18 protein-coding genes are annotated in these 20,902 nt (G+C 61.5%); 5 read left to right on the top strand and 13 right to left on the bottom strand.

Annotated features, from left to right (window positions below; genetic code table 11):
* Positions 1 to 25: 25 nt before the first annotated feature.
* From OEG82_RS08310 to OEG82_RS08295, 4 genes are all read right to left on the bottom strand, one after another.
* Complete coding sequence (locus OEG82_RS08310; protein ID WP_267611960.1) at positions 26 to 1,336, bottom strand: TRAP transporter large permease; 1,311 nt, start codon at positions 1,334 to 1,336, stop codon at positions 26 to 28.
* A gap of 2 nt (positions 1,337 to 1,338) precedes the next feature.
* Positions 1,339 to 1,854, bottom strand: coding sequence for a TRAP transporter small permease subunit (locus tag OEG82_RS08305; RefSeq protein WP_267611959.1), 516 nt, complete (start codon positions 1,852 to 1,854; stop codon positions 1,339 to 1,341).
* 23 nt (positions 1,855 to 1,877) lie between these two features.
* Positions 1,878 to 2,939: a TRAP transporter substrate-binding protein DctP gene (gene dctP, locus OEG82_RS08300; protein ID WP_267611958.1), complete on the bottom strand. Its 1,062-nt coding sequence runs from the start codon at positions 2,937 to 2,939 to the stop codon at positions 1,878 to 1,880.
* Positions 2,940 to 3,138: 199 nt separating this feature from the next.
* On the bottom strand, positions 3,139 to 3,861 hold the full coding sequence (locus OEG82_RS08295; protein WP_267611956.1) for a GntR family transcriptional regulator: 723 nt from the start codon (positions 3,859 to 3,861) through the stop codon (positions 3,139 to 3,141).
* A 178-nt stretch (positions 3,862 to 4,039) separates the two neighbouring features.
* On the opposite strand from OEG82_RS08295, the gene OEG82_RS08290 reads away from it, so the two are divergent.
* The 3 genes from OEG82_RS08290 (at position 4,040) to OEG82_RS08280 (ending at position 9,446) form a co-directional block, all read left to right on the top strand.
* Positions 4,040 to 6,466, top strand: coding sequence for a beta-mannosidase (locus tag OEG82_RS08290; RefSeq protein WP_267611955.1), 2,427 nt, complete (start codon positions 4,040 to 4,042; stop codon positions 6,464 to 6,466).
* A 206-nt stretch (positions 6,467 to 6,672) separates the two neighbouring features.
* Positions 6,673 to 7,968 (top strand): 4-aminobutyrate--2-oxoglutarate transaminase, encoded by a 1,296-nt coding sequence (locus tag OEG82_RS08285; RefSeq protein ID WP_267611954.1) that lies wholly within the window; start codon positions 6,673 to 6,675, stop codon positions 7,966 to 7,968.
* On the top strand, positions 7,968 to 9,446 hold the full coding sequence (locus OEG82_RS08280) for an NAD-dependent succinate-semialdehyde dehydrogenase (RefSeq protein ID WP_267611953.1): 1,479 nt from the start codon (positions 7,968 to 7,970) through the stop codon (positions 9,444 to 9,446). The genes OEG82_RS08285 and OEG82_RS08280 overlap by 1 nt, the downstream gene beginning before the upstream one ends.
* A 227-nt stretch (positions 9,447 to 9,673) precedes the next feature.
* Here the strand turns inward: OEG82_RS08280 and OEG82_RS08275 are convergent, their stop codons facing one another.
* On the bottom strand, positions 9,674 to 10,753 hold the full coding sequence (locus tag OEG82_RS08275; RefSeq protein WP_267611952.1) for an endonuclease/exonuclease/phosphatase family protein: 1,080 nt from the start codon (positions 10,751 to 10,753) through the stop codon (positions 9,674 to 9,676).
* 84 nt (positions 10,754 to 10,837) lie between these two features.
* Positions 10,838 to 11,038: a hypothetical protein gene (locus OEG82_RS08270; RefSeq protein WP_267611951.1), complete on the bottom strand. Its 201-nt coding sequence runs from the start codon at positions 11,036 to 11,038 to the stop codon at positions 10,838 to 10,840.
* Positions 11,039 to 11,192: 154 nt separating this feature from the next.
* Between OEG82_RS08270 and gntA the strand changes: the two genes are divergently transcribed.
* Both gntA and OEG82_RS08260 read left to right on the top strand, forming a co-directional pair.
* Positions 11,193 to 11,852 (top strand): guanitoxin biosynthesis heme-dependent pre-guanitoxin N-hydroxylase GntA, encoded by a 660-nt coding sequence (gntA, locus tag OEG82_RS08265; protein WP_267611950.1) that lies wholly within the window; start codon positions 11,193 to 11,195, stop codon positions 11,850 to 11,852.
* 1 nt (position 11,853) lies between these two features.
* Complete coding sequence (locus tag OEG82_RS08260) at positions 11,854 to 12,447, top strand: urea carboxylase-associated family protein (protein WP_267611949.1); 594 nt, start codon at positions 11,854 to 11,856, stop codon at positions 12,445 to 12,447.
* A gap of 6 nt (positions 12,448 to 12,453) precedes the next feature.
* On the opposite strand, the gene OEG82_RS08255 is transcribed toward OEG82_RS08260, so the two are convergent.
* From OEG82_RS08255 to hutI, 7 genes are all read right to left on the bottom strand, one after another.
* Positions 12,454 to 14,004, bottom strand: a complete 1,551-nt coding sequence (locus OEG82_RS08255; RefSeq protein ID WP_267611948.1) for a TRAP transporter large permease — start codon at positions 14,002 to 14,004, stop codon at positions 12,454 to 12,456.
* Positions 14,001 to 14,513, bottom strand: coding sequence for a TRAP transporter small permease subunit (locus tag OEG82_RS08250; RefSeq protein ID WP_267611947.1), 513 nt, complete (start codon positions 14,511 to 14,513; stop codon positions 14,001 to 14,003). The genes OEG82_RS08255 and OEG82_RS08250 overlap by 4 nt, the downstream gene beginning before the upstream one ends.
* A 63-nt stretch (positions 14,514 to 14,576) precedes the next feature.
* On the bottom strand, positions 14,577 to 15,665 hold the full coding sequence (locus tag OEG82_RS08245; RefSeq protein WP_267611946.1) for a TRAP transporter substrate-binding protein: 1,089 nt from the start codon (positions 15,663 to 15,665) through the stop codon (positions 14,577 to 14,579).
* A 23-nt stretch (positions 15,666 to 15,688) separates the two neighbouring features.
* Entirely contained in the window at positions 15,689 to 17,371 is a 1,683-nt protein-coding gene (gene hutU, locus OEG82_RS08240; RefSeq protein ID WP_267611945.1) for a urocanate hydratase, read from the bottom strand.
* On the bottom strand, positions 17,368 to 18,168 hold the full coding sequence (gene hutG / locus OEG82_RS08235) for an N-formylglutamate deformylase (RefSeq protein ID WP_267611944.1): 801 nt from the start codon (positions 18,166 to 18,168) through the stop codon (positions 17,368 to 17,370). The genes hutU and hutG overlap by 4 nt, the downstream gene beginning before the upstream one ends.
* Positions 18,165 to 19,706, bottom strand: a complete 1,542-nt coding sequence (gene hutH, locus OEG82_RS08230; protein ID WP_267611943.1) for a histidine ammonia-lyase — start codon at positions 19,704 to 19,706, stop codon at positions 18,165 to 18,167. The genes hutG and hutH overlap by 4 nt, the downstream gene beginning before the upstream one ends.
* Positions 19,703 to 20,896 carry an imidazolonepropionase gene (gene hutI, locus OEG82_RS08225; RefSeq protein ID WP_267611942.1) on the bottom strand — a complete coding sequence of 398 codons (1,194 nt, stop codon included), beginning with the start codon at positions 20,894 to 20,896 and terminating at the stop codon, positions 19,703 to 19,705. Before hutI ends, hutH begins: the two co-directional genes overlap by 4 nt.
* Positions 20,897 to 20,902 lie beyond the last annotated feature (6 nt).

Raw genomic sequence — 20,902 nt, 5'->3', positions numbered from 1 at the left:
CCTTTTTGTTTTCAGTGAACGGGTTTCAGAATCCGACGATCTGCGACGGCAGCCATGTCGAGAGCGCCGGGAACAGGGCGACCGCCATGAGGGTTGCAATCTGCAGAAGGATGAAGGGCACCACGCCGCGGCACATCTGGCCATAGGTCATGTCCGGCGGCGCGATGGATTTGAGATAGAAGATCGACGAGGCCATCGGCGGTGTCAGGTAGCTGGTCTGGATGACGATGATCATCATCGTGCCGAACCAGATCGGATCGATGCCGGCGGAGCGGATGAACGGCGTAAACAGCGGCACCGCGATCAGCACATTGGCGGTCCAGTCGAGCACGAAGCCGAGAAGCAGCACGATCAGCAGGAAGAAGATGATCATGCCGGTGTCGCCAAAGCCGGCCGCCTCGATAAAGGAACGGATCATGCGCGAGCCGCCATTGGCCGCAAATGTGCCCATGAACATGGTGCCGGCGGCGACGATCAACAGGATCATCGCCGAGATGCGGACGGTGATCCGGAGCGATTCAAACAGCATGCCGAGATTGAAACGGCCATAGATGATGCTGAGGATGGCGGCGCCGACTGCGCCGACCGACGCGGCTTCGGTTGGAGAGGCAATGCCCGCCAGCAAAGAGCCAAGCACTGCAAAGATCAGCAGGCAGATCGGCAGCAGCGACGACACCGTCAGCCGCAATTTCTCGCCCAGCGGCATTTCCGGCTCACTGTCTTCGTGCAGCGGCTGCGGCGGCGCCATAACCCCCTGGATTATCAGATAGATGATGAACAGGCCGACCATCAGCAGGCCAGGCAACATCATGCCGGCGAGCAGTTCGCCCACCGACATCTGCGCCAGCGAGGCATACATCACCGCGATCACCGAGGGCGGGATCATGGTGCCGAGCGAGCCGCCGGCGCAGATGGTGCCGGCAATCTGGCTGTTGCGGTAGCCGCCGCGTTGCATTGCGGGGATCGCCATCATGCCGATCATCACCTCGACGGCGCCAACCACACCGGCAGCGGCAGCGAAAATCGCGCCCATGGCAATGGTCGCGACGGCCAGCCCGCCGGGCAGTTTCGACATCCATATCTGCATGACGCGGAACAAACGCTCGGCAATGCCCGAACGCTCCAGAATGGCGCCCATCAACACGAACATGGGAATGGCGGCGAGAATGAAATTGGTCGAGGCCGAATAAAACGCCCCGTAAAGCTGGGCAAAGGCGTGCGGCCCGAATTTGGCAATTCCGGCGCCGGCCGAGACGATGGCAAGCGAGAACGCGATTGGTATGCCTGTCAGCACAAGCAGAAACAGCGCGGGGAACATCAAGGCGGCGATGATCATGCTCAAGCTTCCCGTTTGAACGGCTGGTCATCCTGGCCGCGAAACGCCCGCAACCCATGGACAAGCTGCTGAAGGGTCAAGGCGATCAGCCCGACAGCAAGAATTGAAAAGAACGGCCACATCAGCGGCGCCCAGGGGCTGACGCTTTCGACCTCCGCGGTGGTCCAGGCGCGCCAGGCGCGCTCGACCGCGAATTTGGACAGCGCCGCAAAGATCGGCGTCAGCAGGAACACGAAGACCACACCTTCAAGCCGACGGCGGAAGCCAGTAGGCATTTTCTGGGCGAGGAAATCGATCCGCACATGGGCATCTTCCCTGAGCGCATAGGCGGCGCCTAGAACAAACAGCGAGCCGGTGCACATGTAGGAAATATCAAAGGCCCACATGGTTGGCGCGCCAAATGCATAGCGCGCCACCACTTCGTAGATCATCGAGATGACCAGAACCACCGTCACGATCTGGGCGATCCAAAACAGCAGACGGGAGAAGGCGTCGACAATGTTGAAAAGCCTGGTCATGACGGTGGGTTCCGTTGTCTCGGTTAGTCCTGGTTACGAACCAGGTAGGAGCTTTCTGCAGACCACAGGGTCTTGAAGGCCATGTAGTCGGCGAGAATGTCAGCCATGTCCGACTTGCCTTCAGCCTTCTGGGCTTCTGCCGTCTTGCTGATCCAGTCCACGCCCGCATCCGAAAGCTGCTTGATGAACTCCGGCGACAGCGTGATCACCTCGTTCGGGCCCTTGCGATAGCTGTCCATGGCGACGACGTCTTCACCGTAGAAATGCACCAGCGCCTGCATGGTGGTCAGTTCTGCGGCCATCTCGAGCAACGGCTTGAGATCGTCAGGCAGCGCATCCCAGGTTTCCTGCTTGAGCACGACTTCCCACAGGAAGGTCGGCTGGTGCACGCCCGGAACGATGATGTATTTGGCAGCTTCATGGAAGCCTTCAGGCAGGTTGGCCGAGGGCGGACCCCATTCGATCAGGTCGACGCCCTTGCGCTGCAGCAGAGTGTAGATTTCCCCGGGGGGAACAACCGTCGGAACTGCACCGAAATACTCTTCCATCACCTTGGCCCATGGGCCGGAGGTGCGGTACTTCATGCCCTTGAGGTCTTCGGCCTTGGTGATCGGCACATTGGAATGCGCCATGACTTCGGACGAGCCGATGCCGACGATCAGGTTCTTGAAGCCTTCCTTGGCGCGCAGTTCTGCGAGCTTTTCCTTGCCGCCCTTTTCATAGATCCAGGTGACATAGGCCTCAGGACCCATGCCGCCCGGGAAACCGGCGAAAATGGCGTTGAGCGGATCCTGATTGACCAGATAGCTGGGCGTCGAGTGACCGGCCTGGACGATGCCGTCGCGGACACCGTCATAGACCTGCAAGGCAGGCACCAGCACGCCGGCGCCGAAAGGCTCGATCATCACGCGGCTGTTGGTGAGAGCATCGACATTGTCGGCGAAACGCTCGAGGAAATTGACGTAAAAGGGCGAGCCTTCGGGCACCGATGTCGGCACCTGCCATGTGACTTCCTGGGCAACTGCCGGGAATGCCGCAACCGACAGCATGGAGACCAGCGCCCATTTTCTGATTTTTTGAAACATAGAACCCTCTGTGTTTTAGACCGCGAAGCGGACGTTGATGGTGTTCTGACCGACGACAAATTCCGCTTCTGTGCGAATGGACCGCCGTGGGTGCCTCTCTGCGGAGACAGGAAAACCATAGTTTATTGTATTTTCGTTGTCGACAATAAATTTCGAGTCCAGAATCCGCGGTTCAGAAAATGCATTTAGTCATTTTATTTCAGAGGCTTATATCCGCGTTCAGGCGGCGGTCTTCCGTCATGCTGGCCTGGATTTGCCGGATGATCTGCTCGGCATGCGCCCTGGCGATGCGGTCGGCGGCGTCGATATCCTGCTTCTCTATGGCCGCCAGCATGACCTCATGCTCCTGCAGATAGATCCTTGGCAGCTTGTCATTGTAGGAGGAGTAATAGAGCCGCAGCAGCCGCCGGCCTTCGTCGAGAAGCCGCTCGAACAGTTCGGCGTAATAGCGGTTCTTTCCCGCCTTTGCGATCTGCGCATGGAAGTTGCGGTTGACCTCGATCATCATCGGCACATCCCTGGCCTCCACAGCGCGCGTGTAGTCGTGCTGAAGCTCCCAGATCCTTGCCAGTTCGGCCTCGGTCCGGTTGGCCGCCGCCAGCCGCGTGGTCACCCGGTACATCAGCGTCAATGCATCAAAAAATTGCGGCAGATTGGGAAAATCGATCGGCGCGACGATGGTGAACCGGTTCGGAAGAGTGACGACCAGCCCCTCGCCGGCCAGCTTGACCATGGCCTCGCGCACCGGTGTCCGCGATATGCCGAAACGCTCCGCCAGCTTGACCTCGTCAATCGCGCTGCCGGGCTCCAGCGTCAGGTTGAGGATTTCCCGCTTGAGCGTGTCATAGACGGCGCCGACACCCTGGCCGCGCTTGCGCTTGGTCTCGGGTTGATCTGCGGGAACCGGCTCTTCAACGCTCATGAAATATCTCCAATGATCTGCGCGCCTGTGAGGAGCACTACAACTCCGCGCCGCCAAATACAATTCCTTGCCGATCCAATCCAGCGGACGCAGCGCCGGCCGAAATCGGCCTCCAGACTTGCCGGAATCGGCCCGGCGTGGCATCGACGAGCATTGAGGTTTTGGGAGGACGAGCGCCATGACGTTTCCGGCAGATGCGACCGCACGGGGCCTTGAGCTCTCGTCGGGATGGAGCGTGACCAATGGCACCCACAGCGCGCCGCTGCCGGTGCCGGGCGATGTGCATTCGGCGCTGCTTGATGCAGGCATCATCACCGATCCCTATTGGCGCGACACCGAGATCTCGCTCGACTGGGTACATGAGAGCGAATGGACCGCAACCAAACGCTTTGATCTGACCGACATCGAAGCCGGGCACTGGACGCTGTCGTTTGACGGCATTGATTGTGTCGCCGAGATACGCTTGAACGGCATCCTACTGGGACGCGTGGAGAACCGGTTTCTGCGCCATGATTTCGATGTCGGCCAGGCGCTGACTGAGGGTGAGAACTGCCTGGAAGTTCAGTTTCTTTCCAATTCCGCCGAGGCTGTTCGCAACGCCGCCGCGTCGCCCTATCCGGTTCCCTATTCGACCGACAACAACAGGCTTCCGCATTACAATTTCCTGCGCAAAACGCAATGCGATGCAGGATGGGACTGGAACATCGCGCTGTCGCCACTGGGACTGTGCGGCCCGGTCACGCTCCGCCGCAACCAGCTGGCACGGCTGGATGATGTCATGGTCATGCAGATCCATCATGACGGCAAGGTCACGCTGGAGATCGATCTTCATTACACCGGTTTTGCAGCAGGCAGTCTGGAAACCAGCGCCGCTTGTGACGGACAATCCGCCAGTCAGACCCTTCAGGTCTGGCCTGGATCCGGCCGTACCCGGCTGAGCCTCACCCTCGACACTCCGCAATTGTGGTGGCCGGCAGGCCACGGGGCGCAGCCGCTTTACGATCTCGAGTTGCGCCTGGGCGAAGACACCGTAACGCGCCGCATCGGGCTGCGCACGGTCGAGCTTGTCACCGACGCGGATGACATCGGCAGCCGCTTCGCCTTCAGGGTCAATGGGTGCGAAATTTTCATGCGCGGCGCAAACTGGATCCCCGCCGATGCGCTGCCGGCGCGCGCAACACCGGATGCCGTGCGTGACCGTCTGACTTCGGCGGTTGAAGCCAACATGAACATGATCCGCATCTGGGGCGGCGGCCAATATGAGGCGGATTGGTTTTACGAGCTGTGCTCCGAACTCGGGCTTATGGTCTGGCAGGATTTCATGTTTGCCTGCAGCCTCTACCCGGCCCATGACCATGCCTGGCTCGACAGCGTGCGGCGCGAAGCCAGCCAGCAGATCCGGCGGCTGTCGGCCCATCCCTGCCTGGCGCTGTGGTGCGGCGACAATGAAGTCATCGGGGCGCTGACCTGGTTCGAGGAAAGCCGCAGCAATCGCGACCGCTATCTCGCCGTCTATGCCCGACTGAGCGCAGCACTGGAGGAAGCGGTGGCGGCGGAAAAGCCCGACATTGCCTTCTGGCCGTCTTCGCCCTCGGTCGGGCCGCTCAATTTCGGTGACGGCTGGCATGATGACAGCTCGGGCGACATGCATTTCTGGGATGTGTGGCATTCCTCAAAAGATTTCGAGCACTACCGCACGGTCCAGCCGCGGTTCTGCTCCGAATTCGGCTTTCAGTCGTTTCCGTCCAACCGGGTGATTGAAAGCTTCACCGAGGAGGAAGACCGCAATGTGTCTTCACGCGTCATGGATGTGCACCAGCGCAATGCCGGCGGCAACAGCCGCATTGTTGAAACGCTGACGCGCTATTTCCGCTTTCCCGACAGTTTTGAGGACATGACCTGGCTCAGCCAGGTCAACCAGGCGCTGGCGATGAAGACGGCGATCGAGTTCTGGCGTTCGGTCACGCCGCGCTGCATGGGAACCCTGTACTGGCAACTCAACGACACCTGGCCGGTGGCAAGCTGGGCGTCACTGGAATATGGCGGCGGCTGGAAGCTGACCCATTATCTGGCGCGGCGGTTTCATGCGCCGGTGCTGGTCACCGCTCAACCCGACCCTTCGACCGGCGACATCGTGCTCTGGGCCATAAATGACACCAACAGCGCGGTGTCACTCACACTCACGGCACAGCGGGTCTCGACCCTGGGCTTCATCAGTGACTGCGGCGACTGGTCGTGCCATTGCCCGACAGATCGCGCCGTCGAGATCGCCCGCCTTCCCGCCTCAGACCTCGCTGCCGACGAGTTCCTGCATTTCAGCTGGCAAGACGGCACTGGCGGACACGTTGGTGAAAATGACTACCTGCCACGCCGCCCGAAAGACTACCGGTTCCAGAAGCCGTCAATCCAGGTGAGCGAAGAAGGCGAAAGCGTGACGCTGACCAGCGATGTTCCGGCGCTCTATGTGAGCTATGATCACGGCGGGTCAGACATCTGGTCCGACAACGGTTTCACCCTGCTGCCAGGTGTTGCCAAACGGTTTTATCGCAGCCGCGACCGCGGCGGAATTCGTGGCGATCACCGAATTCGCTATCTGAAGAGTTGAAACAGGTCGACGGACAGCTCTGTTTGCGGCGAAAAAGGCCCGTTACAGCGCCATTCTGCGGCTTTGCTAGTCGTCGCCAACGCGATATACAGCGGATGGAATCTCTTTCCCCGGAGGCGGACAGGCTGCCCAAACCGGCTGTATCGGGCGCCGCAGCAAGCTTTTTTGACAGGGCGGCCGGCAAAACACGAAGAAAGTTGCGAAAAATGGGTAAAAACGCCGACATCCAAACCCGCAAGACCGACGCGATTGCACGCGGCGTCGGCGTGATGACGCAGATCTATGCCGACCGCGCTGAAAACGCCGAAATCTGGGACGTCGAAGGCAACCGCTACATCGATTTCGCCGCCGGCATTGCCGTCGTCAACACCGGTCATCGCCATCCTAAGGTGATCGAGGCGGTCAAGGCGCAGCTCGACCGGTTCACCCACACCTGCCATCAGGTGGTGCCCTATGAAAACTACGTCCATCTGGCCGAGCGGCTCAACACGCTGGTGCCGGGCGACTTCGACAAGAAGACCGTGTTTGTCACCACCGGCGCTGAAGCCGTGGAAAACGCCATCAAGATCGCCCGCGCCGCCACCGGCCGCCCGGCGGTTGTGTCGTTCTCGGGCAGTTTTCATGGCCGCACCTTCATGGGCATGGCGCTGACCGGCAAGGTGTTCCCCTACAAGGCCGGCTTTGGCGCAATGCCGAGCGATGTCTATCACGTCCCCTTCCCCGTCGCCCTGCACGGCGTCTCGGTCGAGCAGTCGCTTGCAGCACTCGACACGCTGTTCAAGGCCGATGTCGACCCGGCACGGGTGGCGGCAATCATTTTGGAGCCGGTTCAGGGCGAAGGCGGATTTTACGAGGTGCCTACAGGCTTCTTCAAATCGCTGCGCGAGGTCTGCGACAAACATGGCATCTTGCTGATTGCCGATGAAATCCAGACCGGCTTTGCCCGCACCGGCAAGATGTTCGCGATGGAATATCATGGCGTCGCACCCGATCTGACCACCATGGCCAAGGGACTGGCTGGCGGTTTTCCTCTCGCCGCCGTCACCGGACGCGCCAGCGTCATGGATGCGGCCAATCCGGGCGGGTTGGGCGGCACCTATGGCGGCAACCCGATCGGCATCGCCGCGGCCCATGCCGTGCTTGACGTGATCGAGGAAGAGCAGCTGTGCGAGCGCGCCATGCAGCTTGGCAACCGGCTCAAGCAGCGGCTGCAGAGCATCCGCGAGGATGTGCCCGAGATTGCCGACATTCGTGGTCCCGGCTTCATGAACGCCATCGAGTTCAACGACACCAAGACCGGCAAGCCAAGCCCGGATTTTGCCAATGCGGTCAAAGGCCGGGCGCTTGAAAAGGGCCTGATCCTGCTCACTTGTGGGGTCTACGCCAATGTCATCCGCTTCCTTTCGCCGATTACCATTCAGGATCCGGTGTTCCAGGAAGCGCTGGACCTTCTCGAAGCGTCCATTCGTGAAGTCCATTCAGAAATCGGAGCCAACGCATAATGACCAGTAAACCTCTCGCAGACATGCTGAAAAACCCCGGCCTTTTGATCAGCGCAGCCTTTGTCGGCGGCGAATGGGTCAAGTCGGCCCCGGACGGCAAGAGCTTCGATGTGCTCAATCCCTCCACCGGCGACGTCATCACCTCGCTGCCCGATCTCGGTGTGGCCGAAACCAAATCCGCCATTGACGCGGCCTATCTGGCGCAAAAGGACTGGGCCAAGAAAACCGGCAAGGAACGCGCCGCAGTGCTGCGCAAGCTCTATGACCTGATGGTCGCCAATGCCGATGATCTGGGCGCGATCCTGACGGCTGAAATGGGCAAGCCGCTGCCCGAGGCCAGAGGCGAAATCCTCTACGGCGCCAGCTTCATCGAGTGGTTCGCGGAAGAAGCCAAGCGCGTCTATGGCGATGTCATTCCCGGTCACCAGCCCGACAAGCGGATTGTGGTGATCAAGCAGCCGGTCGGCGTTGTCGCGGCCATCACGCCGTGGAACTTCCCCAATGCGATGATCGCGCGCAAGCTCGGACCGGCGCTCGCCGTCGGCTGCGCTTTTATCTCCAAACCCGCAGGCGAAACCCCGCTGTCGGCGCTGGCGATGGCCAAGCTTGCCGAAGATGCCGGTCTGCCCAAGGGCCTGCTCAGCGTCATCACTTCACGCTCGAGTGCGGCGATCGGTCAGGAATTCTGCTCCAACGAGAAGGTCCGCAAGATCACCTTCACCGGCTCGACCGAAGTCGGGCGGATTCTGATGCGGCAGTCCGCCGACCAGATCAAGAAGACCTCGATGGAACTGGGCGGCAATGCGCCGTTCATCGTGTTTGACGATGCCGATCTCGACGCCGCTGTTGAAGGCGCGATGATCTCCAAATACCGCAACAACGGCCAGACCTGCGTCTGCGCCAACCGCATCTATGTACAGGCCGGCGTCTATGACGCCTTCGCCGAAAAGCTCGCAGTCGCGGTCGGCAAGATGAAGATCGGCGACGGCTTTGGCGACGGTGTCACCACCGGTCCGCTGATCAGCGAGGATGCCGTGGTCAAGGTCGAAGACCACATCGCCGACGCCAAGAGCAAGGGCGCCAAGGTGCTCACCGGCGGCAAGCGCCATGATCTCGGCGGCACCTTTTTCGAACCGACAATCCTGACCGGCGTCACCCGCGCCATGAAAGTGGCCGGCGAGGAAACCTTTGGTCCGGTGGCGCCGCTGTTCAAGTTCGACACGGTCGAGGATGTCATCGAACAGGCCAACGACACCATTTTTGGCCTGGCGTCCTATTTCTACGCCAATGACCTGACACGGGTCTGGCGGGTGGCCGAAGCACTGGAATACGGCATGGTCGGCGTCAACACCGGGTTGATCTCGACCGAAGTCGCACCGTTTGGCGGCGTCAAGCAGTCGGGCCAGGGCCGCGAAGGCTCGAAATATGGCTGCGACGACTATCTGGAAATGAAGTATATCTGTCTCGGCGGAATCTGAGGCAGGACTTTCACACCGCCGTCATGCCGGACCCCGTTCCGGCATCCGGTCATCTCAAATCCTTGGGCTGAAAGAGTCCTTCCACCCGGCAGACGCCGGGTGGCTGGATCCCGGCTCAAGGCCGGGATGACGGAATGCGAGAAGCTTTCACTTTCGATGGATCATTTCCCGGTACTGTTGGCGCAGTGTGGCGTTCGGCCGGTGGCCGGCGGGCCGCCTCTCCAATTTCAGTCTTCCCAATCACTGCCCGCGGGCGGGCGGTTGCGGCTGCTTTCGACCCTCACGGCCTCATCGGCTTCGGCCATGTCCTCGCCGGTCGGTTCGGACGGCGTCTCGTTGCGGTCCCGGTCGGTCAGGGCAAGACGGTAGAACATCGGGAAATGATCTGAGCCGACAAAACGCTGGCGCTCAAGGGTGACAAGCTCGAAATCACGCGAGTGAAAGATGTGGTCGAGCGGCCAGCGCAGGAACCAGAACCGCGCATCAAACGAATTGAACAGACCACGGCCCTGGCGCGGATCGAGCAGGCCCGAAATCCGCAAGAAGCGCCGCGTGGTGCGTGACCAGGCCACGTCGTTGAGGTCGCCGGTGACGATCAGCGGCAAGGGTTCATCGCGCGCCTCTTCCGCCACCAGCAGGATTTCCGCGTCTCGTCCGAGCGTGTCGCGCAGCGGCACAGGCGGCTCCGGATGCAGCGCAATCATCCTCACTTCGCGGCCGCTGGGCAATTCGACGATGCAGGAAATGCTCGGCACTTCCTCGTTGAGCAGGAACCGGATTTCACTGTCGCGCAGCGTGTGGCGGCTGGCGAGGATGATGCCGAAACTGTCTTCCTGCGGCTGCTCGACGGTGACTAAAAACTCCGCAAGGCAAGGTTTGAGCGCCTCGGCCCAGGCGGCATCGGTTTCCATGAAGACTGCGATATCAGGTTTGGTTTCCCGCACCAGATCGATGACGCGCTGATAATCCCGGTTGCCCTGCTTGACGTTGCAGGCCAGCACGGAGATCGTCGCCGCTGAATCGATGTCTCCCGCAAACCGCGCCGTCTGGCTGCGCCAGATCGGCGTGAAGCGCAGCACATAGACAAGCTGGATGACGATGGCGATGACTGCCATGCCGACAGCGGTCAGAATGACCCATGTCGCCTCGCCGACAATCAGCGCGCCGACAATGACCAGGGCCGCCACCCCGATGGCCTGCAGCCGGCCAAAATCAAATGAACGCACCATGCCATGCGCAAAAGGCAGCAGAGGTACGAGACTTGCCACGAGGCAGAGCGCCGCCAGCACGGCAAGAAGGATCGACATTACGGACGTGCTCCATCGGATAGGCGGCAGGGTGCCGGGTGTCCGAGCAAAGCACCGGAACCGGAATTGTTCAACTGCAACGCCTCAACCAAAATCGGAAAAGGCAGGCATTCTGGCCAATGAGGCTGGGAGCGGCGTGCGATGGCTCGGCTCGGGTACCATCAGATCTCTCGTCGCTGCCGCGATGGCTGCACTGCGGACCGGGAACGGGCCGGTATAGCGGCTTCCGAACTTGTAGTACCAGCCGCCCCGCCAGTTTTCGATTTCGAACAGGGGCTCGTCCATCTTGAATTCTCCGCGTTTTACATATGGTCCTCAACGCCGCATGCAGCCGCTGGTTCCGCGACCCACGGTTATATCTGTCGGGAACTTCCCGCCGCTCTGCTCGTTTAGCCAGCACCCCGCCTGTTGAGGCTCTTGGAGAGTGAGTGAAGTAACGATGACCGACATATCCAAGTCATTTCAGCAATTCATCCAGAGCGCCGAATTCCCTTGCGTCGGCGCCAAGTCGGCGCTGGCACGCGACGCGCTTTCGGTGCTCGAGGTCGGCGAGATCGACAGTCCGGTCAGCGACGTCGAGATCCACCGTGCCCTGCGCGCGTTCAGCGACGATCTCGATCATCAAAGCCCGATTGTCCGGTCCTTCGTGGTCATTTTCGATGGCCCCGTCGAGCTTGATGAAGAAGCCTTCGAGAAGGCTTTGTGGAACCGGCTTCAGTCGCTGCACAATCTCGATGTCGTCAGCGGCAATGCGTGGAGCGACGCCGTCGACAATGATCCGGAATCGCCGCATTTCTCGCTCAGCATCGGCGGTGAACCATTCTTCGTCATCGGGCTGCACCCCAATGCCTCTCGCCCGGCGCGGCGGTTCGACAAACCGGCGCTGGTGTTCAATTCGCATCTGCAGTTCGAGAAACTGCGCGCCGACGGCCGGTTCGACAAGATGAAGGAAATCATCCGCAAGCGAGACGCGGCGCTGGCGGGCTCCATCAATCCGATGCTCAACGACCATGGTGATGCCTCCGAGGCACGCCAGTACAGCGGCCGGGCCGTCGACGCCGAATGGAAATGCCCTTTCGCCCACAAGGAAGTAGCCTGACATGACACACCGGATTCCACCCCGCAGCGGCACCGCGTTTGAACTGAAGAAGGGCCAACTGCTCACGGTTGTTGACCCCGAAGGCGAGCAGGTTTCCGACCTGGTGGCCTTCAGTGCGGCCGACACGCGCGAATATTTGTCGTCCGGACGATCGATCGATTATGCCGGACGCATCTTCCTGACCACCGGGGACATTCTCTATTCGAACCGGTCTGTGCCGATGCTGCGCATTGTCGAGGACGAGGTCGGGCGGCATGATTTCAGCCTGACGCCCTGCTCGCGCGACACCTTCAGCATCATCTATGGCGACACCGATCCGCATCACGGCTGCCAGGGCAATCTGGAAAACGCGCTGGCGCCCTACGGCATCGGGCCTGACGCGATCCCGATTGCCTTCAACGTCTTCATGCATGTGGCGGTCGACAGCGACAACGGCGAGATCAAGGTGCTGCCGCCCCTGAGCAAGCCGGGCCAGAAAACCGTGTTTCGCGCCGAGATGGACCTGGTCATCGCCATGACCGCCTGTTCCGCCGGACAATCCAACAATTTCCGCTACAAGCCGATCGATTACCGGATCGATGCGGCGGTAGCCTGACCGGTTCTAGAAGATCACGCCGGGCAACCAGGTTGCCAGTTGCGGCAGCAACCAGACCAGCGAAATGCCGATGATCTGCAGCCCGATAAACGGCACAACACCTGCGTAGATCTGGCCGGTGGTGACCTCGGGCGGCGCTGCGCCGCGGAGATAGAACAACGAGAAACCGAAGGGCGGAGTGAGGAAGCTGGTCTGCAGGTTGATGGCCAGCAGCACGCCGAGCCAGATCGGGTCATGCCCCATTATGATCAGTGGCGGTGCGATCAATGGCAGGACGATCACCGAGATTTCGACGAAATCGAGGAAGAAGCCGAGCACGAAGACAAAGGCCATACAGAACAGCAAGGCGCCCGCCGGACCACCGGGCATGTTGGCAAGAATATGCGCCACCCGCTCCTCGCCGCCCAGACCGATGAACACCAGTGAAAACATGCCGGCCGCCAGAATGGTGGCGAAGATCATCGCCGTCATGGTCAGAGTGGAATCAACAGCGGCATGCAGGGTCTTGGTGCGGTACGTAGCACGAAGGGCGGTCAGGATCGCCACCGCGCCGATGATGGTCAGCACGATGTAGAAGCCACCAGCGCTCAGCGAACTGATGCCAAGATCATTGCGCTGCAAGCGGACAGGAAACAGACCGGCAAGGATGCCGAGGCAGATCAGCGCAGCGGCACCCCACAGAATGATCCGCGGGCTCTTGCCGACCCGCATGCCCGCCATCAACAAGGCACCTATGGCGCCGACGGAGGCCGCTTCGGTGGGAGTTGCGACACCGCCGAGAATGGCACCGAGAACGGTAAAGATCAGCAATACCGGCGGTATGATTGCCGAGATGATTTCGCGCCGGTCGGGCTTGGGTGTGTCGAGCGTCGCAGGCGGCATGTCGCCCGGGCGGATCAGGCCGTGCACCAGAATATAGATCAGATAAAGCACCACCAGCGTCAGGCCGGGGATCAGCGCGGCGGCGAAAAACTGGCCGACCGACAGTGCTTCGACCGAGAATTTTCCCTGTTCATACTGCGCCTGCTGAAATGCGTTGGACATGACGTCGGCGAGAATGATCAACAGGGTCGAGGGCGGAATGATCTGGCCCAGCGTGCCGGCGGTGCAGACGATGCCGGAAGCGACGCGCGGATCATAGCCGGAGCGCAACATGGTCGGCAGCGCGATCATGCCCATGGCAACAACCGTGGCGCCGACAATGCCGGTGGAAGCGGCAAGCAGTGCGCCAACCAGCACAACGGAAATGCCCAGGCCGCCGCGCAACTGACCGAACAATCGGCCCATGGTGTCGAGCAGTTCCTCGGCGATGCGGCTTTTCTCCAGCACTGCCCCCATCAGCACGAACAGCGGAATGGCGATCAGCACCTGATTGGAAATCAGGCCGAAGACGCGCTGGCCGGTGGCGCCCATCAGCGTGATGTCCATGACGCCGAGCGCCCAGCCGAGATAAGCGAAGACGACCGCCACGCCGGCAATCGAGAACGACACCGGAAAGCCGAGCAGAATGGCGCCCATCAAGGCCGCGAACATGACGAGATCGAGATACTGGCTCATGCGTCGGCCCTTGGCGCGGAGGTGACAGGCAGCATCAGCCGGATCAGCAAGGACAGCGATTGCAGCACCAGAAGAATGCAGAAGGCCGGGATCAGCGACTTGAGCAGGAACACCGCTTCAATGCCGCCGACCGATATCGGGCCTTCGAGAATTTTCCAGGAATTGCGCACCGACGGCCATGACCAGTAGAGCAGCACCAGCATGGATGGCATAAGCAGGAACAGGTGACCGAAAATGTCGATGCGGCGTCGGGTGGTCCCGGACGCCTTGGCGTAGAAGACATCGACGCGGACATGCTTGTCGACCAGCAGCGTATAGGCGGCACCCAGCATGAACAGCGTCGCATGCATGTAGAGCACGCTTTCCTGCACGGCGATGGAATTGACGCCGAAGACATAGCGTCCAACGACGATGGCGAACTGCACCAACACCATCATGAGCGCCAGCCAACGGATGACGCTCGCCGTGGCCCGGCTGATGCCGTCGAGAATATCAGCCAGACGCTGCATGCAGTTCCCTCTTTGTGTGATGACCGGCGCGGAACCCTGCCCGCGCCGGTCGAAGTCTTGCTATCAGTAACCCATCACGGAGGCGCGGGCGTTCATCTGCCCGTTGTCCGCATAGGTCATGTAGCCACCGACCAGATCACGATAGGAAACGTAGCTCTCGGTGATGCGCTTGACCAGTTCATCATCGTTCTGGCGCAACTCATCAACAACCTCTTCAGCCGCCTTGCCCATGGCGACGATGACATCGTCAGGCAGCTTGCGGACCGTGACGCCATGCTCGGAGACGAGTGTCTTGAGCGACTGGGCGTGCTTGGTGGTGTATTCGGTCCAGACCGGATTGTAGAGGCTTTCGCAGGCCAGCGAGACAACCTGCTGCAGATCGTCAGGCAGCTCGGCATAGGCAGCAGCGTTGACACCGCATTCTTCCGCCGATGACGGCTCGCCGACGCCCGGCCAATAGTAGTTCTTGGCAACCTGGTAGAAGCCGAGCGCGGAATCGGTCCATGGACCGATGAACTCGCCGGCATCAAGTGCACCGGTCTGCAGCGCCTGGAACATCGCCGGGCCGCTCATGGCTTCCGACGCCATGCCGAGCTTGTTGGCCATTTCGGAGGCCAGGCCGGTGGTACGGAATTTCAGACCCTTGAGATCTTCCACCGAATTGATTTCGTTGCGGAACCAGCCGGCCCACTGCGGACCCGAGTTGCCGCACAGGAACGGCTTGACGCCGAAGCGGCCATACATTTCGTCATAGAGCGCCTGACCACCGCCATGCTGCATCCAGCCGAACTGCTCGTCGGCGCGGAGGCCGAAGGGCTGAGAACCGAACAGCAGGATGCCCTTGGACTTCGATCCCCAATAGGCGGGAACGGCATGATAGAGCTCGGCCGTGCCTTCGGAAACGGCGTCGAACACGCCGGGGCCGGGGACGATTTCACCGGCAGCATAAAGCTTGACCTCGATGCGACCGCCCGACAGCGTGGTGATGCGGTCAGCCAGAAGTTGGGCGGCAACGCCAGGGCCCGGCAGGTTCTTCGGCCATGCGGTGACCATCTTCCACTCGCGCTTGTCCTGCGCGATGGCTGGTGTGGCAAGTGTCGCAGCGGCTGCTGCTCCGGCGACGCCAGCCTTCAAAAATTTTCTTCTCTGCATAATCAGTCCTCTCAGTTTCGAGTTCACCCAAGTATTGCGGGCAGATTGAGCCCGTGTTCGCGCGCGCAATCGAGCGCGATGTCGTAGCCGGCATCGGCATGACGCCAGACACCGGAAGCAGGATCGTTCCACAGCACCCGCTCGAGCCGTCTCGCTGCGGCATCGGTGCCGTCGGCGACGACAACCATGCCGGAATGCTGGGAGAAGCCCATGCCGACGCCGCCACCATGGTGGATCGACACCCAGGTGGCGCCCGACGCGGTGTTGACCAAGGCATTGAGCAGCGGCCAGTCGCTGACGGCGTCGGAGCCGTCCTTCATCGCTTCGGTTTCACGATTGGGCGACGCAACGGAGCCGGAATCAAGATGATCGCGGCCAATCACGATCGGCGCCTTGAGTTCGCCCGAGGCCACCATTTCGTTGAAAGCGAGGCCGGCGCGATGGCGGTCTCCAAGACCGATCCAGCAGATCCGTGCCGGCAGACCCTGGAAGGCGATGCGTTCGCGGGCCATGTCGAGCCAGTTGTGCAGATGGGTGTTCTCGGGGAACAGTTCTTTCATCTTGGCGTCGGTCTTGTAGATGTCCTCGGGATCGCCAGACAGCGCGCACCAGCGGAACGGGCCGATGCCGCGGCAGAACAGCGGCCGGATATAGGCAGGCACGAAGCCCGGGAAATCGAAGGCATTTTCCAGGCCGTCGTCCTGGGCGACCTGACGGATATTGTTGCCGTAATCGAGCGTCGGCACGCCGGCATTCCAGAAATCCACCATTGCGGCGACCTGGTTTTTCATGCTGGAGCGGGCGGCTTTCTCGACCGCCTTTGGATCGCTTTCCTGCTTCTCGCGCCATTCGGCTACGCTCCAGCCCTGGGGCAGGTAGCCGTGCAGCGGATCATGCGCCGAGGTCTGGTCGGTAACGATGTCGGGGCGCGGTCCACCGGCCTTCATGCGGGCGGCGAGTTCGACAAAAACATCGGCGGCATTGCCGAGCAGGCCAACGGATTTGGCTTCGCCGGCCCTGGTCCACTCATCGATCATGCCGAGCGCTTCATCCAGTGTCTTGGCCTTGGCGTCGACATAACGGGTGCGCAGGCGGAAATCGATGCGGGTCTCGTCGCACTCGACGGCGAGACAACAGGCGCCGGCCATCACGGCTGCCAGCGGCTGGGCACCGCCCATGCCACCAAGCCCACCAGTAAGTATCCACTTACCTTTCAGATCCCCGTCATAATGTTGACGACCGGCTTCCGCAAAGGTCTCGAAAGTGCCCTGAACGATGCCCTGCGTGCCGATATAGATCCAGGAACCGGCGGTCATCTGGCCGTACATGGCAAGACCGCGCTTGTCGAGTTCGTTGAAATGGTCCCAATTGGCCCAGTGCGGCACCAGGTTGGAATTGGCAATCAGCACGCGCGGCGCATCGACATGGGTGCGAACCACGGCCACCGGCTTGCCCGACTGCACCACCAGCGTCTCGTCGTCGTTGAGCTCCTTGAGGGACGCTACGATCTGGTCGAAATCCTTCCAGGTGCGCGCCGCCCGTCCGATGCCGCCATAGACCACCAACTCGTGCGGGTTCTCGGCCACATCAGGATGCAAATTGTTCATCAGCATGCGCATTGGCGCTTCGGTGAGCCAGCTCTTGGCGGTGATCTCGGTGCCTGTCGGCGGATAGATGTCGCGCTGATTGTGTCTCGGATTGGTCATGATTGGCCTCCCACCAAAGCTGCCAGATCGGCAAGTGATGTCAGAATTGTCTTGAGATGCACGCGCAGCCGCTCCGCCTTTGCCTCGTCATAGGCAAAGGGAAGCTCCTCGGCGGCCAGATGCGTGCTTTGCGCCAGCTCCATCTGGATGGCGTGGATTTTGTCGGCCGGACGGCCGTAATGACGCGTGGTCCAGCCGCCCTTGAAGCGACCGTTGACGATGCTCGAATAGCCTTCCGCGCCAGCGCAAATGCCGCTTACAACGGCTTCGATCACCGGTGCGCAGGTCGCGCCATTGTTGGTGCCGATGTTGAAATCGGGCAGCGTGCCGTCAAACAGGAACGGAATGTTGGAGCGGATCGAATGGCAGTCATAGAGAATGGCGACGCCATGGATCGCACGTACCCTCTTGAGCTCTGCTTCAAGCGCTGCGTGATAAGGCGCATGCCAGGCAACGCGGCGCGCTTCGATCTCGGCGGCATCCGGCTCTTCCATCCATAGCGGCTCCCCGTCGAAATTGGTCATCGGCACCAGCCCGGTGGTGTTCTGGCCGGGATAGAGGCTGACACCGGAGGGATCGCGGTTGGCGTCGATGACGGAGCGGTGGAAATTGGCGCGCACGGTGGTCACGCCATCCAGCAGGCCATCATAGAGCCGGTCGACATGCCAGTCGGTGTCGCCGAGCGTCTGGCCGAGCGGTGTCAGGCGAGCGAAGATCTCGCCGGGAACAAAGGTGCCGGTGTGCGGCAGTCCGAGCACCAGCGGGCTGTCGCCGGATTTGACCGTGACCGGGGTCATGCAGCTTCTCCGGCAAGCAGATCGGCAACGGAGCATTCGCTCTGCACCCTGCCCTCGGCCACAAGCGCTGCGGCGCTGGCGATGTCGCCGGCCATGAAACGGTCATCGATGAGCGTGGCGATTTCCGAGCGGATGAGATCCACAGCGCCCTGCAAGGCCGGGCTTGTGGTCAGCGGTGCGCGGAACTCGACGCCTTGGGCCGCGCACATCAGCTCTACGCCGATGATGACATTGAGATTGTCGTTCATCCGCTTGAGCCGCCGCGCCCCATGGGCGGCCATGGAGACGTGGTCTTCCTGATTGGCCGATGTCGGAGTCGAATCGGTTGAGCAGGGATTGGCGAGATGCTTGTTCTCGCTCATCAGCGCCGCGGTGGTGACTTCGGCGATCATCAGGCCGGAATTCAGGCCCGGCGCCGGGGTCAGGAACGGTGGCAGGTCAAAGGACAGGGTTGGATCGACCATCAGCGCGACACGGCGCTGGGCGATGGCACCGATCTCGGCGATGGCGATGGCAATCTGGTCGGCGGCGAAGGCCACCGGCTCGGCGTGAAAATTGCCGCCGGAGACGATCTTGCCTTCGGCGACCAGCACCAGCGGGTTGTCGGACACGGCATTGGCTTCGATCTCCAGCGTCTGACCGGCATAGCGCAGCAGATCGAGCGCGGCGCCCGCCACTTGCGGCTGGCAGCGGATGCAATAGGGATCCTGCACGCGGGTGTCGCCATCGCGATGGCTTTCACGGATTACCGAGCCCAACATCACCGCGCGCATGGCGCGGGCAATATCGATCTGGCCGCGATGACCGCGAAAGGCATGAATGCCGGCTTCAAGCGGTGCGGTCGAGCCCATGATGGCATCGGTCGAGAGGCAGGACGAGACCACGCTCGCCTGAAGATTCCGGATGGCACCGAAATAGCCGGTCAGTGCACAGGCGGTCGAAAATTGCGTGCCGTTGATCAGGCCAAGGCCTTCCTTCGGCGCGAGCACGGCGGGCTCGATGCCTGCCTTGGAAAGTGCCTCCGCAGCAGGCATGCGCTCGCCGCCAAAGATCGCCTCGCCTTCGCCGATCATCGCGGCGGCCATATGGGCCAGCGGCGCGAGATCGCCCGAGGCGCCGACCGAGCCCTGGCTCGGGATCACCGGGGTGACGCCTTCGCGCAGCATGTTCTGGATTACCGACAGCGTCTTCCAGGTGATGCCCGAGGCGCCGCGTCCGGCCGAGAGAAGCTTCAACGCCATCATCAGCCTTGTGGTAGCGACATCGAGCGGCTCGCCGACACCGCAGCAGTGCGACAGGATCAGATTGCGCTGCAATTGCGCGGTGTCGCCGGGCTTGATGCGGACACTGGCGAGCTTGCCGAACCCGGTGTTGACGCCATAGACCGCCTCGTCGCCGGCGGCAGCGGTGCGGACCAGATCAGCCGCCGCCTCAATGCCCGGCAGAGCGCTGTCATCGAGAACCACGGCAACGCCGGCGCGCCAGATCTGTTCGAGCTGGGCAAGCGTCGCCTGACCGGGAATGAGCGTCAGCGTCACAATGCGCCTCCAAAAATCCGCTTCCAGAGCGGGTTGAATCCAATGCGGTAAGCCAGTTCCGCCGGGTGCTCAATGTCCCAAATGGCGAGATCGGCGCGCAGGCCGGGCTTGATCCGGCCGGCATCATCGAGACCAAGAGCTTTCGCTGCGTTGCGGGTCACCCCGGCCAGCGCCTCTTCCGGCGTCATCCTGAACAGGGTGCAGGCCATGTTCATGCTCAAGAGCAGCGAGGACATCGGCGACGAGCCGGGATTGCAATCGGTGGCCACGGCCATGGCCACACCTTGCTCGCGGAAGGCGTCAATCGGCGGCGCTGCGGTTTCGTGCAGCGTGTAGAAGGCGCCGGGCAGGATCACCGCCACTGTGCCCGTTTTCGCCATGGCTGCGGCATCTTCGGCATTGGCATATTCGAGATGATCGGCAGACAGCGCGCCATAGCTGGCTGCCAGCTTTGCCCCGCCGAGATTGGACAATTGCTCGGCATGCAGCTTGACCGGAATGCCAAGCGCCCGGGCCTTGTCGAAGACACGCGCGATCTGATCCGGGGTGAAAGCAATGCCTTCGCAAAAACCGTCGACCGCATCGACCAGCCCCTCGGCATGGGCAGCTTCAAGCGCCGGGAGGCAGACCCCGTCGATATAGGCGTCAGGTCGCCCCTTGTATTCGGGCGGGACCGCGTGGGCGCCGAGAAAGCTGGTCCTGACCCTGACCGGGCGGTTTTCCGCAACGGCTCTGGCGGCGCGGAGCATTTTCAACTCGTTTTCAATGTCCAGCCCATAGCCGGACTTGATCTCGATGGTCGTCACGCCCTCTGCAATCATCGCGTCCACACGGCTGAGCGCGTCGGCAAGCAGTTGCTCCTGGGAAGCGGCGCGGGTGGCTGCGACGGTGGAAACGATGCCGCCGCCGGCGCGGGCGACTTCCTCGTAGCTTGCACCTTCAAGCCGCATCTCGAATTCGCGGGCGCGGTTTCCGCCATGCACCACATGGGTATGGCAATCGATCAGCGCCGGTGTGACCACCCGGCCTTCAAGGTCGATCTCCTCGCGGGAGCTGAACTCCGCAGGCAATTGTGCTGCCGGCCCTGCCCAGAGGATTCGCTCCGCCTCGAGGACAACGGCGCCCTGCTCCACCAGCCCATAGGCTGTCTCGCCGTCCATAGTCGCCAATGTCGCGTTGATCAGGAGCATGATTTC

The organism is Hoeflea ulvae (assembly GCF_026619435.1).
Taxonomy (GTDB): domain Bacteria; phylum Pseudomonadota; class Alphaproteobacteria; order Rhizobiales; family Rhizobiaceae; genus Hoeflea; species Hoeflea ulvae.
The sequence above is the reverse complement of the archived record's forward strand: the minus strand, read 5'-3'. Positions and strand labels throughout refer to the sequence as shown.

What these genes read in the sequence shown, in the direction of transcription:
- OEG82_RS08310 (WP_267611960.1), bottom strand. Translation starts at nt 1,336, where the DNA reads ATGATCATCGCCGCCTTGATGTTCCCCGCGCTGTTTCTGCTTGTGCTG.
- OEG82_RS08305 (WP_267611959.1), bottom strand. Translation starts at nt 1,854, where the DNA reads ATGACCAGGCTTTTCAACATTGTCGACGCCTTCTCCCGTCTGCTGTTT.
- dctP (WP_267611958.1), bottom strand. Translation starts at nt 2,939, where the DNA reads ATGTTTCAAAAAATCAGAAAATGGGCGCTGGTCTCCATGCTGTCGGTT.
- OEG82_RS08295 (WP_267611956.1), bottom strand. Translation starts at nt 3,861, where the DNA reads ATGAGCGTTGAAGAGCCGGTTCCCGCAGATCAACCCGAGACCAAGCGC.
- OEG82_RS08290 (WP_267611955.1), top strand. Translation starts at nt 4,040, where the DNA reads ATGACGTTTCCGGCAGATGCGACCGCACGGGGCCTTGAGCTCTCGTCG.
- OEG82_RS08285 (WP_267611954.1), top strand. Translation starts at nt 6,673, where the DNA reads ATGGGTAAAAACGCCGACATCCAAACCCGCAAGACCGACGCGATTGCA.
- OEG82_RS08280 (WP_267611953.1), top strand. Translation starts at nt 7,968, where the DNA reads ATGACCAGTAAACCTCTCGCAGACATGCTGAAAAACCCCGGCCTTTTG.
- OEG82_RS08275 (WP_267611952.1), bottom strand. Translation starts at nt 10,753, where the DNA reads ATGTCGATCCTTCTTGCCGTGCTGGCGGCGCTCTGCCTCGTGGCAAGT.
- OEG82_RS08270 (WP_267611951.1), bottom strand. Translation starts at nt 11,038, where the DNA reads ATGGACGAGCCCCTGTTCGAAATCGAAAACTGGCGGGGCGGCTGGTAC.
- gntA (WP_267611950.1), top strand. Translation starts at nt 11,193, where the DNA reads ATGACCGACATATCCAAGTCATTTCAGCAATTCATCCAGAGCGCCGAA.
- OEG82_RS08260 (WP_267611949.1), top strand. Translation starts at nt 11,854, where the DNA reads ATGACACACCGGATTCCACCCCGCAGCGGCACCGCGTTTGAACTGAAG.
- OEG82_RS08255 (WP_267611948.1), bottom strand. Translation starts at nt 14,004, where the DNA reads ATGAGCCAGTATCTCGATCTCGTCATGTTCGCGGCCTTGATGGGCGCC.
- OEG82_RS08250 (WP_267611947.1), bottom strand. Translation starts at nt 14,513, where the DNA reads ATGCAGCGTCTGGCTGATATTCTCGACGGCATCAGCCGGGCCACGGCG.
- OEG82_RS08245 (WP_267611946.1), bottom strand. Translation starts at nt 15,665, where the DNA reads ATGCAGAGAAGAAAATTTTTGAAGGCTGGCGTCGCCGGAGCAGCAGCC.
- hutU (WP_267611945.1), bottom strand. Translation starts at nt 17,371, where the DNA reads ATGACCAATCCGAGACACAATCAGCGCGACATCTATCCGCCGACAGGC.
- hutG (WP_267611944.1), bottom strand. Translation starts at nt 18,168, where the DNA reads ATGACCCCGGTCACGGTCAAATCCGGCGACAGCCCGCTGGTGCTCGGA.
- hutI (WP_267611942.1), bottom strand. Translation starts at nt 20,896, where the DNA reads ATGCTCCTGATCAACGCGACATTGGCGACTATGGACGGCGAGACAGCC.